We start from the raw sequence: 13506 nt of genomic DNA, 5'->3' as shown, positions 1-13506 counted from the left end.
GGCTCATCGCACCATCTCCCCTGCCCCGGCAACCGGGCTTGCACTCAGCCGCCCGGTGTGGCCGCAGGCCTGCCGCTGGCCGCAATAATCGGTGTCGGAACAGACGAACATCCGGCTGCCAGCGTCATCGGTGATCACCTCGTCCAGATAGCTGTCTTCCGCCCCGCACAGGTCGCAGGCATGCGGCGCCTTGCCGGGAACGAAGGGGTGATCGTCAAAGTCGAGGCTGACCACCTGCGTGTAGGGCGGCAGGGCATAGATGCGCTGCTCGCGCCCCGCGCCGAAAAGCTGGATCGCCGGATTGCCCGAAAGCTTCGGATTGTCGAATTTCGGGATCGGCGAAGGGTCCATCACATAGCGCCCTTCCACCTTCACCGGATAATCATAGGCCGTGGCGATCTCGCCATGGCGGGCGATGTCCTCATAGAGCTTCACATGCATGAGGCCGTATTCCTCCAGCTCATGCATCTTGCGTGTTTCCGTTTCGCGCGGCTCCAGAAAGCGCAGGGGCTCGGGGATCGGCACCTGATAGACGAGGATCTGGCCCTCGGTCAGCGGCGTTTCCGGAATGCGGTGGCGCGTCTGGATCAGGGTTGCCTCATCGGTCCGCTCGGTCACGGCAACGCTGGCGGTGCGCTGGAAGAAGCGGCGGATGCTGACCGCGTTGGTGGTGTCGTCCGCTCCCTGATCGATCACCTTCAGCCGGTCCTCCGGCACAAGGCAGGCCGCCGTCACCTGAACACCGCCCGTGCCCCAGCCATAGGGCATCGGCATTTCGCGGCTGGCAAAGGGCACCTGATAGCCGGGAATGGCAATGCCCTTGAGAATGGCGCGGCGGATCATCCGCTTGGTCTGCTCGTCCAGATAGGCGAAGTTGTAGGCATCATCTGTCATTCGGCGGCCTCCCTGTCAGCGGTTGCGTTGCGGGCAGCTTCCGCTTCCGCCCGCAGGCGGCGCACCAGTTCCAGCTCCGCCTGGAAATCCACGTAATGCGGCAGCTTGATGTGCTCCAGAAAGCCTGTCGCCTGGATGTTGTCGCAGTGGGACAGCACGAATTCCTCATCCTGCGCGGGGGCGCCGATGTAGTCCTCGCCCAGTTCCTGCCAGCGCAGAGCCCGGTCCACCAGCGACATGGCGATGGACTTGCGCTCCGACAGACCGAAGACGAGGCCGTAGCCGCGGGTGAACTGCGGCGGCTCGGTGCGCGAGCCGGTGAACTGGTTGACGGTCTCGCATTCCGTCAACTCGATTTCGCCGATTTCGATGGCAAAGCCCAGCTCCGGAACATCCATCTCCACCGCCACCGTGCCGATGCGCAATTCGCCGACGAAGGCATGGGTGCGCCCGTAGCCGCGCTGGGTGGAATAGGCGAGCGACAGGATGAAGCCCTCATCCCCGCGCGTGATCGCCTGAAGCCGCAAAGGGCGGCTGGCGGGCAACTCCAACGGCTCGCGGGTCAGGTCCGGCGGGGTGGCATCGCTCGGCGGCTCCTCCTGGATCAGCCCGTCACGGCCAAGAAAGCCGGTGACATGCGGCACCGGCCCGCCCTCCGCCGGAGCCTGCGGGGCCGGGTCGGCGTCCCCCTCGGCGGCCAGTTTGAAGTCGATCAGCCGGTGGGTGTAGTCGAAGGTCGGCCCGAGGATCTGCCCGCCCGGCAGGTCCTTGAACGTGGCCGAGACCCGGCGGTCCACGGCCATGCCGGCCGTTTCCACCGGCAGCGAGGCGCCAAAGCGCGGCAGGGTGGTGCGGTAGGCGCGGATGAGGAAGATGGCCTCGATCAGATCGCCCCGCGCCTGCTTGATGGCAAGGGCGGCAAGATCAGGATCGTAAAGACTGCCCTCCGCCATGACCCGGTTGACGGCGAGCTTCAGCTGCTCGCGGATCTGCGGCACGGTGAGTTCGGCGACGGAGGTGTCTCCGCGCCGCTCCTCCGCCAGCCACTCATGGGCATTGCCAATGGCGCGTTCGCCACCCTTGACGGCGACATACATCAGCAAGCCTCCACGATGGTTGTGCGCGGCAGCCCGGCGATCTGGCGGCCTGCGGTCAGGAAGAAGTCGAGCCCATGCGGAAAGAGTGCATGGTTCTGCCGGAACAGCTCCGGATCGGGCAGGTTCAGCAAGGCTTCATCCGCAATGCCCGGCCCCGTCAGGCGGCAGCCTTCGGCAGCAAGCCGTTCCACTTCCAGCACCAGCGTCGCAGAGCGGTCCGGATAATCCGGGTCGCCGATGGAGAACTGCTCCATGAAGGGCTTCAGGTCCTCAAGGCGCCCGAGGGCAAAGCGGATGCTGGCGGCATCAGCCCCTGCCTCAAGGCTGGCCGCCGTCAGCACCGGAGCGCCGGTGTGGAAGGTGATCCAGCCGCGCATGGCCTCGCAATCGGCAGCCCCCGCCAGAAACACCGGCGTCGTGGTATCGGCGAGGGTCAGGAGCACGGTTCCGGCGGCTGGAGAAACGGGCAGCGGCGGCTGGGCCGCGTCCAGCGTGTGGATGGCGCCGGGGCGGGCGAGGGCTTCCAAAAGGCAGCGGAAAGCGCGCGCAGCCTCGATGGGCGCTTCGGCAAAGCCGCCAGTCAGGGCACCGGTCTGGGCACCCGTCTGGGCGTTGTTGGGCGTCATCAGTCTTCTCCGCGCACGAGGGTGAAGAAATCGACCTTGGTGGCGGCGGCCTTTTCCGCCCGCAGCTGCCGGGCGCTGGCTGCCTCTGCGGCCAGCACATCCAGCACGCGGGCCTGAAGATCTGCGGCGGCCTCCGTCTGCATCAGCGCATCCACACAGGCCGCGCGGGTGGCATGGGCCTTGCCGCGCCCCTGCACATAGGCATGGCCCACCTCGCCGCCGGGGAGCTGGACGGAGCAGCGGGTGATGGTCATCTCACCCAGATTGAAGGGCGCGCCCGTGCCGCCCATCCGCCCGCGCACCATCACCGCCCCGACTTCGGGACGGCGCAGCAGCGTGTGGTCCGGCAGATCCGGAAACAGCACGGCCAGACGCGCCGGACTGGCCTTGGCCAGCAGCGACAGCCAGCCCTTGCGCTGGCTGTGCGGCTCGTCCTCCTGGGGGGAAACGGCGGGCTTCATCGGCACCTCGACATCTTTGGATCCTGTCTATATAATAGTAGACAACTAGACATATTGATATCGCAAGGGGCCATCCGGCTCAACCGCCGTCTTGTGAAATTTTTGCGACGGGCGGCTTTCAGCATCGGGCAGGCAGAGACTTCGGGGCAGGGCAATGGCGCGCAGCGCAATCTGGAAATCCATCGTGGACACGCTTTCGGCGGAGATTGCCGAAGGCCACTACAAGCCGGGGGACAAGTTGCCGACGGAAGCGCAGCTGGCCACCCGCTTTGGCGTGAACCGGCATACGGTGCGCCATGCCCTGGGCGCGCTGGCAGAGGCGGGCACCGTGCATTCGCGGCGCGGGGCGGGTGTCTTCGTCACCATCCAGCCGACGGACTATGCCATCGGCCGGCGGGTGCGGTTTCAGCAGAACCTTGCCGCCAGCGGCCGCATGGCCTCGCGCCGCATCAGCCTGATGGAAACCCGGGCCTGCGGCGAAAAGGAAGCCGAAGCACTGCAACTGGCCCCCGGTGACCCGGTGCATGTGGTGGAGGGCGTATCCCTGGCCGATGGGGTGCCGCTGGCGCTGTTCCGCTCGGTCTTTCCGGCCGCGCGCGTGCCCGGCTTCCTGCAGGCCATGGCGGGGCGGCAGTCGATTACCGAGGCGCTGGCCGATTGCGGCATCGCCGACTACACCCGTGCCCAGACCCGCCTGACAGCCAAGCTGGCCCGCCCCGTGCAGGCCCTGACGCTGCAGATCGCCGAAGCCGCGCCGATCCTGCGCTCCGTCTCGGTCAATGTGACGGAGGATGGCAAGCCGATCGAATATGGCATCACCTGGTTTGCCGGGGACCGGGTGTCCCTCACCATGGCACCGGAATAGGCCGCCGGAGAACAGAAGACCCCAGCGGCCGCGGCGTGACGGCGGCGCGGATATGGGGTAAGCAGCACGCCGCAGGCGGGCGCGGTGTCCGGCCTGATGTGCGGAACGTTAAGACATGCTGCGTCGCCTTGGCCTTATCGGCGGACTGACCCTTCTGAGCCGGCTGCTCGGCTTCATCCGCGACCTCATCATGGCTGGCGTGCTTGGGGCAGGCCCTATTGCCGATGCCTTCATGCTGGCCTTCCGCCTGCCGAACCACTTCCGCGCCATCTTTGCCGAAGGCGCCTTCAACGCGGCCTTCCTGCCCACCTATGCGGCGACGCTGGAAAAGGACGGGCCGGACAAGGCACGCCATTTCGGATCGCAGATCCTGTCCTGGCTGATGCTCGCCAATCTGGCGCTGCTCGCCTTTGCCTGGGTGGCAACGGGAACGCTGATCACCCTGCTGGCGCCGGGGCTGGGCGCAGAAGACCCCGCCCGGCCCATGGCCATCGAGCTGACGCGCATCACCTTCCCCTATCTCCTGTGCATGTCCATCGTGGTGCTGCTGTCGGCGGTGCTGAATGCGGAGCGGCGCTTTGCTGCGGCCGCGGCTGCGCCCGTGCTTTTGAACATCGCCATGATCGGCACGCTGCTGGCCGTCAGCCAGTTCCCCGATGCAGGCAGCGCGGCGGCCTGGGGTGTGCTGGCGGGCGGCATTGCGCAGGTTCTGCTGCTGACGGCAGCCACCTTCCGCAGTGAGTTCTCCGTCAGCTTCTGCCTGCCGAAGCTTGATCCGGGCGTGCGCCTGTTCTTCCGCCGCCTCGGGCCGGCGCTGCTTGCTTCCGGCGTCGTGCAGATCGCCATCTTCGCCGACACGATCCTCGCCAGCTTCCTGCCCTCCGGCGCGCTCTCCCACCTCTATTATGCCGACCGGCTGTATCAGCTGCCGCTGGGTGTCATCGGCATCGCGCTGGGAACGGCACTGCTGCCGGAGGTGAGCCGGGGCGCAGCAGCCGAGACGGACGAAGCCCGGCAGAAGCTGCGCGCCACCATGGATCAGGCCTTCAACATCTGCCTTGCCGTCGGGCTGCCGGTGGCGGTGCTGATGGCGGGGCTCGGGGAACTGGCCATTGCCGCCTTCTTCCAGCGCGGGGCCTTTGATGCCGCCGCCACCGCCGGGGCAGGCGCGGTGCTGCTGGCCTATTCGCTCGGTCTGCCTGCGGCTCTGGCTGTCCGCTCCCTCGTTGCCTCCTTCCACGGGCGCGGCGACATGGTGACGCCGCTGAAGATCCTCGCCGTGGCAACCTTGGTGAATGTCGCGCTGAAGGCCACCCTCTCCGGTCCCTGGGAAGCAGCTGGCCTTGCGGCAGGCACCTCCGCAGGCGTGTGGATCTACGCCATGGGGCTTTATCTGACGGCACGCCACCGCGACTACATGGGCACCCCGCCCGCCCGGCTGACCGTTCTGCTGCTCAGCGGCACGGTGCTGATGGCGGGCCTGATGCTGCTGCAGGACCAGACGCTGGTGCTGTTCTCGAGCCTGCTGCCGCAAAGCCTCAGTGCGCTCGTGCCCTTTGCCACCCTGACGCTGCTGGCAGGTGCCGCCCTCGGCCTCTACGCCGTCATGCTCTACCCGGCCCGCGGGTTCCTGCGCCGCCGCAGGCGCTGATTTCCTTCTCCCTTGACATGCAAAACGGGCGGCCAGTCTTCCAGCTGGCCGCCCGTCTTCTTTCATCTCACCCCTGACCTCAGGCGTGTGAGGCTCCACCCTCGTGCGCGTCACCATGCGGCTCTGACGGGCTGTCATCGCGCGGAATGCGGAACCAGGCCACATAGAGCGCGGGCAGGAACAGGAGCGTCAGAACCGTGCCCACCACGATGCCGCCCATCATGGCATAGGCCATCGGCCCCCAGAACACCTCGCGGGAGATCGGGATGAGCGCGAGCGTCGCCGCCGCGGCCGTCAGCATGATCGGCCGCATACGGTGCTCGGTTGCCTCGATCACCGCCTTCCACGCCGGCATGCCCTCCTGCCGCAGATGCTCGATCTGCACCACAAGGATGACCGAGTTGCGGATGAGGATGCCGATGAGGGCAAGGATACCGAGGATGGCGACGAAGCCCATCGGTGCATTGCTGAGCAGCAGCGCCGCCACCACCCCGATGAGGGCAAGCGGTGCCACGGCGAACACCAGGAACAGGCGGCTGAAGCTCTGCAGCTGGATCATCAGGATCGTGGCCATGATGAACAGCATCAGCGGAGCCACGGCCGCAATCGGCCCCTGCGCCTCGGCGCTCGATTCCACCGAACCGCCGATCTCGATGTTGTAGCCGGCCGGAAGCTCCTTCTGGAACTGCTCCACCTGCGGCTTCAACTGATTGACAATCGTCGCCGGCTGGGTCGATCCGATCACCGCAGCCTTCACCGTGATGGTGGGGATGCGGTCACGGGTGGCGATCAGCGGCTGTTCCACCTCATTGCGGAACCGGGCGACCGTCGACAGCGGGATGGACTTGCCGCTGGTGCTGGGCAGCTGCAGGTTCTTCAGCGTCTCGACGGAGCCCCGCTCGGAGGCCTGGGCGCGGCCGATGACATCGATCAGGTAGATATCGTCCCGGACCTGGGTTGCCGAGGAGCCCTGCACGATGCTGCCCAGCGCCGAGGCAATATCCTGCGAGGAAATGCCGAGCTGGCGGGCCTTGTCCTGCAGCACATCCACCTTCACCACACGCGTGGGCTCGTTCCAGTTATAGGCGACGTTTGAAAGCAGCGGATGGGCGTTGAAGATGGTGCCGAACTTCTGCGCCAGCTGGCGCACCTGCTGCACGTCCGGGCCGCTGATGCGGTACTGGACGGGCTTGCCCACCGGCGGCCCGATGTCGAGAAGCTTCACGAAGACATCGCTGCCGGGAAAGGTCTTCGCCGCATAGGCCTGCAGATCCGCACGCAGCCGGTTGCGGGCCTCCAGATCCTTCGTGACGATGACGATCTGGCCGAACCACGGGGCCGCCGCCTGTACGTCATAGGACAGGATGAAGCGCGGCGCGCCCTGGCCGACATAGGTTGACCAATGGTCGATATCCGGATTGCCGGCCAGCTTTTCCTGCTCCAGCTGGGCCATCTGCCGGTTGGTTTCGGCAATCGTGCTGTTCTGAGGCGTGTTCCAGTCGATGATCAGTTCGACGCGGTCGGAGGCCGGGAAGAACTGCTGCTGGACGAAGTTCATGCCGCCAACCGAAAGGCCGAAGGCCGCGACAGTCAACATGATGGTGACCCAGCGCCAGCGCATGGCAAGCTTCAGCATCCAGGCAAAGGCCGCAGCGGTGCGGCCCTTTTTTTCGTGATGGGCCTTCATCGTCTTCGGCAGGATCGTCACACCAAGGAGGGGCGTGAACAGAACCGCCACGATCCAGGACACGATCAGCGACACGGCAATGACGACAAAGAGCGTGAAGGTGAACTCGCCCGCCGCACTGCTGTTGAGCCCCACCGGGATGAAGCCCGCGACCGTCACCAGCGTTCCGGTGAGCATCGGGAAGGCGGTGGACGTGTAGACGTGGGTGGCCGCTTTCCTGAGGGTGTCACCCGCTTCCAGGCGCGACACCATCATCTCCACGGCGATCATGGCATCATCCACCAGAAGGCCCAGCGCGATGATCAGTGCGCCCAGCGAAATGCGCTGCAGCGAGATGCCGGTGTATTCCATGAAGACGAATGTAATGGCCAGCACCAGCGGAATGGAGATCGCCACCACCAGGCCGGCGCGCATGCCAAGGCTGATGAAGCTGATCGCCAGAACGATGGCCACCGCCTCGAACAGGGCCTTGGTGAAGCCGGAGACAGCCTCCTCCACCACTTTGGGCTGGTTCGACACCAGCTCCACAGTCACCCCGACCGGCAGATCCCGGACGACGCGCTGCAATTCGGCTTCCAGCTCCTCACCGAAGGTCAGCAGGTTTGCCCCTGCCTTCATGCCGATGGCAAGGCCGATGGCAGGCTGGCCCTTGAAACGGAACAGCGAAGACGGCGGGTCCACATAGCCGCGGCTGATCGTGGCAATGTCCGTCAGCGGGAAGTAACGGTCATTCACACGCAGGTTGATCGCCTTCAGGCTTTCTTCCGAGGTGAACTGGCCGTTGACGCGCAGGGCGATCCGCTCGGCTCCGGCCTCGACGAAACCGGACTGGGTGACAGCGTTCTGCGCCTGCAGGGTCTCGACGATGGCCCGCTGGTCGATGCCCAGCGCCGCAATCTTGCGGGTGGAGAACTCCAGAAAGATCACCTCGTCCTGCGCACCCAGAATGTCGATCTTGCCGACATTTTCCACGGTCAGCAGCTTGGCGCGGGCATCTTCCACCAGATCGCGCAGCTGGCGCTGGGTCAGGCCATCCGACGTGAAGGCAAAGATGTTGCCATACACATCGCCGAAGGAATCGTTGAAGAACGGCCCGAGCACACCGCTGGGGAACTCACCCTTGATGTCATTGATCATGTTGCGGACGCGCAGCCAGTTGCCGGTCACGTCCTTCGCCTTTGTCGTCGGCAGAAGCTCCACGAAGACCGTCGTCTGGCCGGCCCGCGTTTCGCTGCGGGTGTAGTCCAGCGCCTCCAGCTCCTCGAGCTTGCGCTCGATCCGGTCCGTCACCTGCAGCCGCATTTCCTCCGCAGAGGCGCCGGGCCACTGGGCGCTGACGATCATGGTCTTGATCGTGAAGGCCGGATCTTCCTCGCGGCCAAGGTTGATATAGGAGAAGACGCCCGCCAGCAGGAAGACGATCATGAAGTACCAGACGAGGGAACGGTGCTCCAGCGCCCAGTCAGAGAGATTGAACTTCTTCACTTGACCGTCTCCTGATCAACTCGAATGGCCTGGCCTTCCGTGAGCATGTTCACACCTGCCACGACCACGCGGTCGCCCGCCTCAAGCCCTTGCAAAACCGCAACCCGGCCGCCTTGAGCGGCCGTTTCATCCACGCTCACCTTGCGGGAGACCACCTTGCCGGCGGCCTCGTCCACCACCCACACCGACCGCGCATCCCCTTCCGCGCGGATGGCGGATGCCGGAAGCCAGAACCGGGCTTCGGAGTGGACATCGGCAAAGGCCATGATGACGGCACCCAGCCGCAATGCCTCGGGCGGGTCCACCAGTGTCAGCCGCACGCGCCGGGTGCGGGTCGCCCCGTCAGCCTCCGGGCCGATTTCGCGCACGATGCCTTTTGCCTGCACCCTGGGGTCGAGCTGCAGGGCCACACCAAAGACGGCCCCCGGCTTCAGCGTGCCGCTGGCTTCCTCGGGCACGTCGATCACCGCATCGCGCTCGTCCGGCTTGGCCACCGTCACCACGGTCTGCCCGTCGGTGACGACCTGCCCCACTTCCGCCGAGGTGCCGGTGACAACTCCGTCGAACTCGGCCAGCAGGCGGGCATAGCCCAGCTGCTCCTGCGCCTTGTCCAGATTGGCTTTGGCCCTTGCCACGGCCGCCTCGGCAATCTTGCGGTCCTGCTCGGCCGTCTCGAAAGTGGCCAGAGCACCGGACTGGCGCTCGAACAGGGTCTTCTGCCGCGCTTCGGTGGTGATGGCATTGCTCAGCTGGGCATTGGCATTGACCAGATCGGACTGGGCGCTTTTCACCGCCAGTTCCAGTGACACCGGATCGATGGTGGCGAGCACATCGCCCTTGCGGACGATGTCGGCCGTCTGCACATCGCGGGTGACGATGCGGCCGAGCACTCGGAAGCCGTAGTCCGTCTCGACACGGGCCGCGACGGTGCCGGGCAGGGTCAGGCGGGTGGCAGGCGCTTCCTCCACCCGCACGGACAGCACCGGGCGCACCGGTGCAGCCTCTTCGGCCTCATGCGGCTCGCATGCCGCCAGAGAAAAGCCGGCGAGCAACAGGAATGAAAGACTGGCAGCGCGTCTCATTGGGCGGCCTCCTCAAAACTGACGGTTTCGCCGGGACTCAGGAATTTGGTGCCGTTGATGACCACCAGTTCCCCCGCCGTGACGCCTGAGGCGACCGTGAAGGCACCGCTGCTATAGGCCAGCACCTCGACCGGGCGCAGCAAGACCTTGCGCTCTGCCGGGTCCACCACCCAGACAGCCGTGCGCCCGGCATCCGAGGCCATCGCCGGGGCAGGAAGCTCGATCACAGGCACGGGCTGGTAGCTCAAGGTGGCGGTCACCGGACTGCCAAGGCGCAGGGAGGCGGTGTCCTCAAGCTGCATCTTCACCCGGATCGTGCCGGTGGACGGGTCAATCGCCGGGGAGATTTCGCGGATCACCGCCTTGGCCGGCGTGCCGCCGCTCAGGGGCGAGACCAGCACCAGCGGTTCCAGCTTGCGGTCCAGAAAGACCGATTCATCCAGATTGAGCACCACATCGAGCGGGCCGTCATGGGCAAGGGAGAAGACCTGCTGCGAGGCCTGCGCCACCTGCCCCACCTCGGCGCTGCGGGCGGTGATCACCCCGTCCGCATCGGCCTTGAGGCTGGTCCGCTCAAGCGCATCGCGCGCCCGGCCGGCCTGCGCCTGCGCGGCTTCCACATTCGCCTGCGCGCGCGTCAGCTGCTCCTGGGCGCTGTCCAGCGAGGCCCGCGTGGTCACGCCGCTTTCAAACAGCCGCTGCTGCCGGTCAAAGGCCTGCTGCGCCTGCGTGCGTTCGGCCATGGCGGAATTGAGCGAGGCAACCGCCACGTCCAGATCCGCCTGCTGCTCGCTCGGATCGATCCGCGCCAGCACCTGACCGGCGGTGACGCGGTCGCCCACATCCACCAGCCGCGCGATGATCCGGCCCGTCACCTGAAAGGAGAGGTTCGACTGCACCCGGGCGCGGATTTCCCCCGTCGCCGTCACCGTGTCCGGCACGGAGACCTCGTGCACCTTCGTCACCTGAACCAGCCGCTCAGGCTTCTGCTGCGGCTCACCCTGCGGCCCGCAGGCCGCCAGAAGGCCGGCAGCAAGCGCCCAGGGAATATGTGTGGCTATCCGTCGCATGATTGCCCCTTCGTAGAAAGATGCGGCAAATTATTATTGACTGACTCGAAGGTCAATGAAAAAACAGCAATCAGGTAAATGCCACGGCCCGATGAGCTTGCCTCACCGGGCAGTGGCCAAACCCGTGCAGCGATTGAGCCTCTTCAAGGCGTGATGCGTCAGCATCGAAAGCCTTGATGGAAATGCTGCGCCAGAACAAAAAACGGACCCGGAAGAATGACACCAAAGGCCAAGCTCACCCGCGCCGAACGCAAGGCCCTGCGCCCCGCCCAGATTCTGGATGCGGCCTTTGAGGAATTTGTGACACACGGCTTCACCGCCGCACGGGTGGAAGATATCGCCGAGCGCATCGGCGTGACCAAAGGCACGGTCTATGTCTATTTTCCCACCAAGGACGAACTGTTCACCGCCATGCTCAATCACATTGCGGTGCCGCTGGAAGATCTGGTGGCAGAAACCCGCAGCCTCACCGGCACCTGCACGGAGCGGCTGCAGCGGCTGATCCTGCTCAGCTATGAAAAGGTGGTGGAGGACCGGCGCATGCGCGAGCTGATGCGCTTCGTCGTTTCGGAGAGCAGCCGTTTTCCGCAGGTCGTCGACCTGCACCACACCCAGTTCGTCGAGCCGCTGATGGACCAGATCCAGCGCATTCTCGACGAAGGCATCGCCTCAGGCGAATTCCGCAAAAGCCCCACCGCCACCGCCAGCGTCATCGCAGGTCCCGTGCTGGCCATGATGGTCGAACATCTCATCTTCGCCGGCCGCCAGCCCATCAACCTCGACACCCACATCGCCGGGCATCTGGATCTGGTGATGGCGGGGTTGAAAGCGTAGAGGACACGCCGCTGCAAGCGCTGGCCCGTTGCGCAGCTGCGGACGCGTGTCAATTTTCAGGGAAGTGAATGGCGGAGAGGGTGGGATTCCACTCCGCGATACCCAAAGAGCGCAGAATTCCGCCAATTCTTCAAGGCGGCCAACACGTTGCGATACCCGGAGCGATACCGCGGCCGATACCAAGCGTCAAGCGTACTGTATCTCTCTTATGTGCGCAAAGCGCCGCCGCCATTTGTTCGGCTTTGGGTTGCAATTCTTGTTCTCGTCAATTTATAAAATTGATTTCAAATAGGGGGTAGATATGTACGAAATTGGCAGAATAAGGGCGTTAATCGATGAAAAGCGGGCGGAGTTCTCTGGGTTCCTAGAGCTGGTGAAGAAGGTTGCGGAAGATGCCGAGAAATTTTTCGGGAAGTCGGTAATTCTTCGCGTCTACTCGCGGTCAGCCAAACAAGGCGACAGTGAGATTAAAGAGCCGCTAAAGATACTTCTGGCCTGTGAGAGGCCGATTTCGTTACGAACCTTACTACAGGTTACAGATATAATTGGCATTACTATTGTTGTGCAATACTTAGATCAAATCCCAATGGTTTTGGATTTTATGAAGGGGAAACTGGAAGAAAAGAATGTGTTAGAAGAATATAGGAAGGAGCATAAGGAAATATACTTTGCTACCCATTCGATTTTTCGTAGTAAAGGCGCATTGCATCATAATATTCCTTGTGAAGTCCAATGTAAAACTATGTTGCACGACGCTTGGTCGGCAAAAATGCATGATTTGACCTATAAGCCGCAAGGTTCATTAGATGATAGGATCAAAGAACTCGTCGAGTCTGTGAGTCAAGCAATTGAGGGAATTGAATATCAAAGCAAGATCATGCGTGACATGATTACCTCGAGACAAATATCAGAAAGACGACCTTTCGATGAGAGTCTGCAAGTCCTTTTTAAAGGCGTATCTAGTGTAATTCAAGATTCGTGGGGTAGTGAAGGTACGGAAGAGTTTTTCAGAATCGCCGGAAAAATTAGAGATAATTCCAGTAAAATTTGTGAGTGTGAGATAGATGATGGTATAATTCGAGATCTATGGAATGAAATACTTCCGCATTGCGCATCTGGCCCAAATACACGGTTTGGCTGGGTTCTTTTTGGGGAGTTGATCGCTTGTAGGCCGCATCCTGTATTAGTACAGAGATTTCAAGAAATAATTGACGAATTTCTTCACAATATAAATACAAGTATCCCTAGTGAAGAAAGAGAAGTGGAAATTTTCGAAAGAGAACTAACCACTATCCCATTGCTGTTTTATGTAGTGCAAGATTTTCAGAGGGCATTTGAATATACTGAAAGAATAATGAATGATAATAGAGAGATTATTAAATCTGAAAGACGAAAATTAATTATGAAGTTTAACAGGCTGACTTGGCTATGTGAGCGTGAAATATTAAATCCCAGCAAACGGGAGCGCAAAGAGGAGATTAAGGTTCAAGTGCTTGAGCAACTGGAGGAGCTGAAAGCGTCTCTCGATGAGGAGATGGCATCTTCGTTTGAGGACACTGAAGGCTTGGTCAAAATCGTCTTCGGAGAGACAAAGGCAGATATAAGGGAAGGAATAGATCTTTGCATTAAGTCAGCTCAAGACGCCCCAGATGAGGAGGCCGAAGTCGCAGCTGCTTATGCAGAATGGAGAATGCAAGTCGGATGGCGTCGATATTTCGACTTAGCTGAGCGGAATTGATAAGCCGTGGTCAGCC

General features: G+C 62.8%; 11 protein-coding genes. 4 read left to right on the top strand and 7 right to left on the bottom strand.

What is annotated here, in order from left to right; all coding sequences use genetic code 11:
• Positions 1 to 3: 3 nt before the first annotated feature.
• Genes ACVNHC_RS16400 through phnG form a run of 4 tightly spaced genes read right to left on the bottom strand, consistent with a single transcriptional unit; the run spans position 4 to position 3078 of the window.
• Entirely contained in the window at positions 4 to 894 is an 891-nt protein-coding gene (locus ACVNHC_RS16400; RefSeq protein WP_457168084.1) for an alpha-D-ribose 1-methylphosphonate 5-phosphate C-P-lyase PhnJ, read from the bottom strand.
• Entirely contained in the window at positions 891 to 1991 is a 1101-nt protein-coding gene (locus tag ACVNHC_RS16395) for a carbon-phosphorus lyase complex subunit PhnI (protein WP_457168082.1), read from the bottom strand. The genes ACVNHC_RS16400 and ACVNHC_RS16395 overlap by 4 nt, the downstream gene beginning before the upstream one ends.
• Entirely contained in the window at positions 1991 to 2617 is a 627-nt protein-coding gene (phnH, locus tag ACVNHC_RS16390) for a phosphonate C-P lyase system protein PhnH (protein WP_457168080.1), read from the bottom strand. Before phnH ends, ACVNHC_RS16395 begins: the two co-directional genes overlap by 1 nt.
• Positions 2617 to 3078, bottom strand: coding sequence for a phosphonate C-P lyase system protein PhnG (phnG, locus tag ACVNHC_RS16385; protein WP_457168264.1), 462 nt, complete (start codon positions 3076 to 3078; stop codon positions 2617 to 2619). Before phnG ends, phnH begins: the two co-directional genes overlap by 1 nt.
• A gap of 154 nt (positions 3079 to 3232) precedes the next feature.
• Here phnG and phnF point away from each other — a divergent pair, with 154 nt between their 5' ends.
• On the top strand, positions 3233 to 3943 hold the full coding sequence (phnF, locus tag ACVNHC_RS16380; RefSeq protein WP_457168078.1) for a phosphonate metabolism transcriptional regulator PhnF: 711 nt from the start codon (positions 3233 to 3235) through the stop codon (positions 3941 to 3943).
• A gap of 115 nt (positions 3944 to 4058) precedes the next feature.
• On the top strand, positions 4059 to 5594 hold the full coding sequence (murJ, locus tag ACVNHC_RS16375; protein WP_457168076.1) for a murein biosynthesis integral membrane protein MurJ: 1536 nt from the start codon (positions 4059 to 4061) through the stop codon (positions 5592 to 5594).
• Positions 5595 to 5673: 79 nt separating this feature from the next.
• Here the strand turns inward: murJ and ACVNHC_RS16370 are convergent, their stop codons facing one another.
• Genes ACVNHC_RS16370 through ACVNHC_RS16360 form a run of 3 tightly spaced genes read right to left on the bottom strand, consistent with a single transcriptional unit; the run spans position 5674 to position 10918 of the window.
• Positions 5674 to 8766, bottom strand: a complete 3093-nt coding sequence (locus ACVNHC_RS16370; RefSeq protein WP_457168074.1) for an efflux RND transporter permease subunit — start codon at positions 8764 to 8766, stop codon at positions 5674 to 5676.
• Positions 8763 to 9848 (bottom strand): efflux RND transporter periplasmic adaptor subunit, encoded by a 1086-nt coding sequence (locus tag ACVNHC_RS16365; protein ID WP_050474310.1) that lies wholly within the window; start codon positions 9846 to 9848, stop codon positions 8763 to 8765. Before ACVNHC_RS16365 ends, ACVNHC_RS16370 begins: the two co-directional genes overlap by 4 nt.
• Complete coding sequence (locus ACVNHC_RS16360; protein ID WP_457168072.1) at positions 9845 to 10918, bottom strand: efflux RND transporter periplasmic adaptor subunit; 1074 nt, start codon at positions 10916 to 10918, stop codon at positions 9845 to 9847. Before ACVNHC_RS16360 ends, ACVNHC_RS16365 begins: the two co-directional genes overlap by 4 nt.
• Before the next feature lie 216 nt (positions 10919 to 11134).
• Between ACVNHC_RS16360 and ACVNHC_RS16355 the strand changes: the two genes are divergently transcribed.
• Both ACVNHC_RS16355 and ACVNHC_RS16350 read left to right on the top strand, forming a co-directional pair.
• Positions 11135 to 11752, top strand: coding sequence for a TetR/AcrR family transcriptional regulator (locus ACVNHC_RS16355; protein ID WP_457168070.1), 618 nt, complete (start codon positions 11135 to 11137; stop codon positions 11750 to 11752).
• Between the two features lie 301 nt (positions 11753 to 12053).
• A complete protein-coding gene (locus tag ACVNHC_RS16350; protein ID WP_457168068.1) occupies positions 12054 to 13490 on the top strand; it encodes a hypothetical protein in 1437 nt (478 codons plus the stop codon).
• The last annotated feature ends 16 nt before the right edge of the window (positions 13491 to 13506 follow it).

Source organism: Pannonibacter sp. Q-1 (assembly GCF_054073275.1).
This window is presented reverse-complemented; position numbering and strand designations above follow the sequence as displayed.

What these genes read in the sequence shown, in the direction of transcription:
- ACVNHC_RS16400 (WP_457168084.1), bottom strand. Translation starts at nt 894, where the DNA reads ATGACAGATGATGCCTACAACTTCGCCTATCTGGACGAGCAGACCAAG.
- ACVNHC_RS16395 (WP_457168082.1), bottom strand. Translation starts at nt 1,991, where the DNA reads ATGTATGTCGCCGTCAAGGGTGGCGAACGCGCCATTGGCAATGCCCAT.
- phnH (WP_457168080.1), bottom strand. Translation starts at nt 2,617, where the DNA reads ATGACGCCCAACAACGCCCAGACGGGTGCCCAGACCGGTGCCCTGACT.
- phnG (WP_457168264.1), bottom strand. Translation starts at nt 3,078, where the DNA reads ATGAAGCCCGCCGTTTCCCCCCAGGAGGACGAGCCGCACAGCCAGCGC.
- phnF (WP_457168078.1), top strand. Translation starts at nt 3,233, where the DNA reads ATGGCGCGCAGCGCAATCTGGAAATCCATCGTGGACACGCTTTCGGCG.
- murJ (WP_457168076.1), top strand. Translation starts at nt 4,059, where the DNA reads ATGCTGCGTCGCCTTGGCCTTATCGGCGGACTGACCCTTCTGAGCCGG.
- ACVNHC_RS16365 (WP_050474310.1), bottom strand. Translation starts at nt 9,848, where the DNA reads ATGAGACGCGCTGCCAGTCTTTCATTCCTGTTGCTCGCCGGCTTTTCT.
- ACVNHC_RS16360 (WP_457168072.1), bottom strand. Translation starts at nt 10,918, where the DNA reads ATGCGACGGATAGCCACACATATTCCCTGGGCGCTTGCTGCCGGCCTT.
- ACVNHC_RS16355 (WP_457168070.1), top strand. Translation starts at nt 11,135, where the DNA reads ATGACACCAAAGGCCAAGCTCACCCGCGCCGAACGCAAGGCCCTGCGC.
- ACVNHC_RS16350 (WP_457168068.1), top strand. Translation starts at nt 12,054, where the DNA reads ATGTACGAAATTGGCAGAATAAGGGCGTTAATCGATGAAAAGCGGGCG.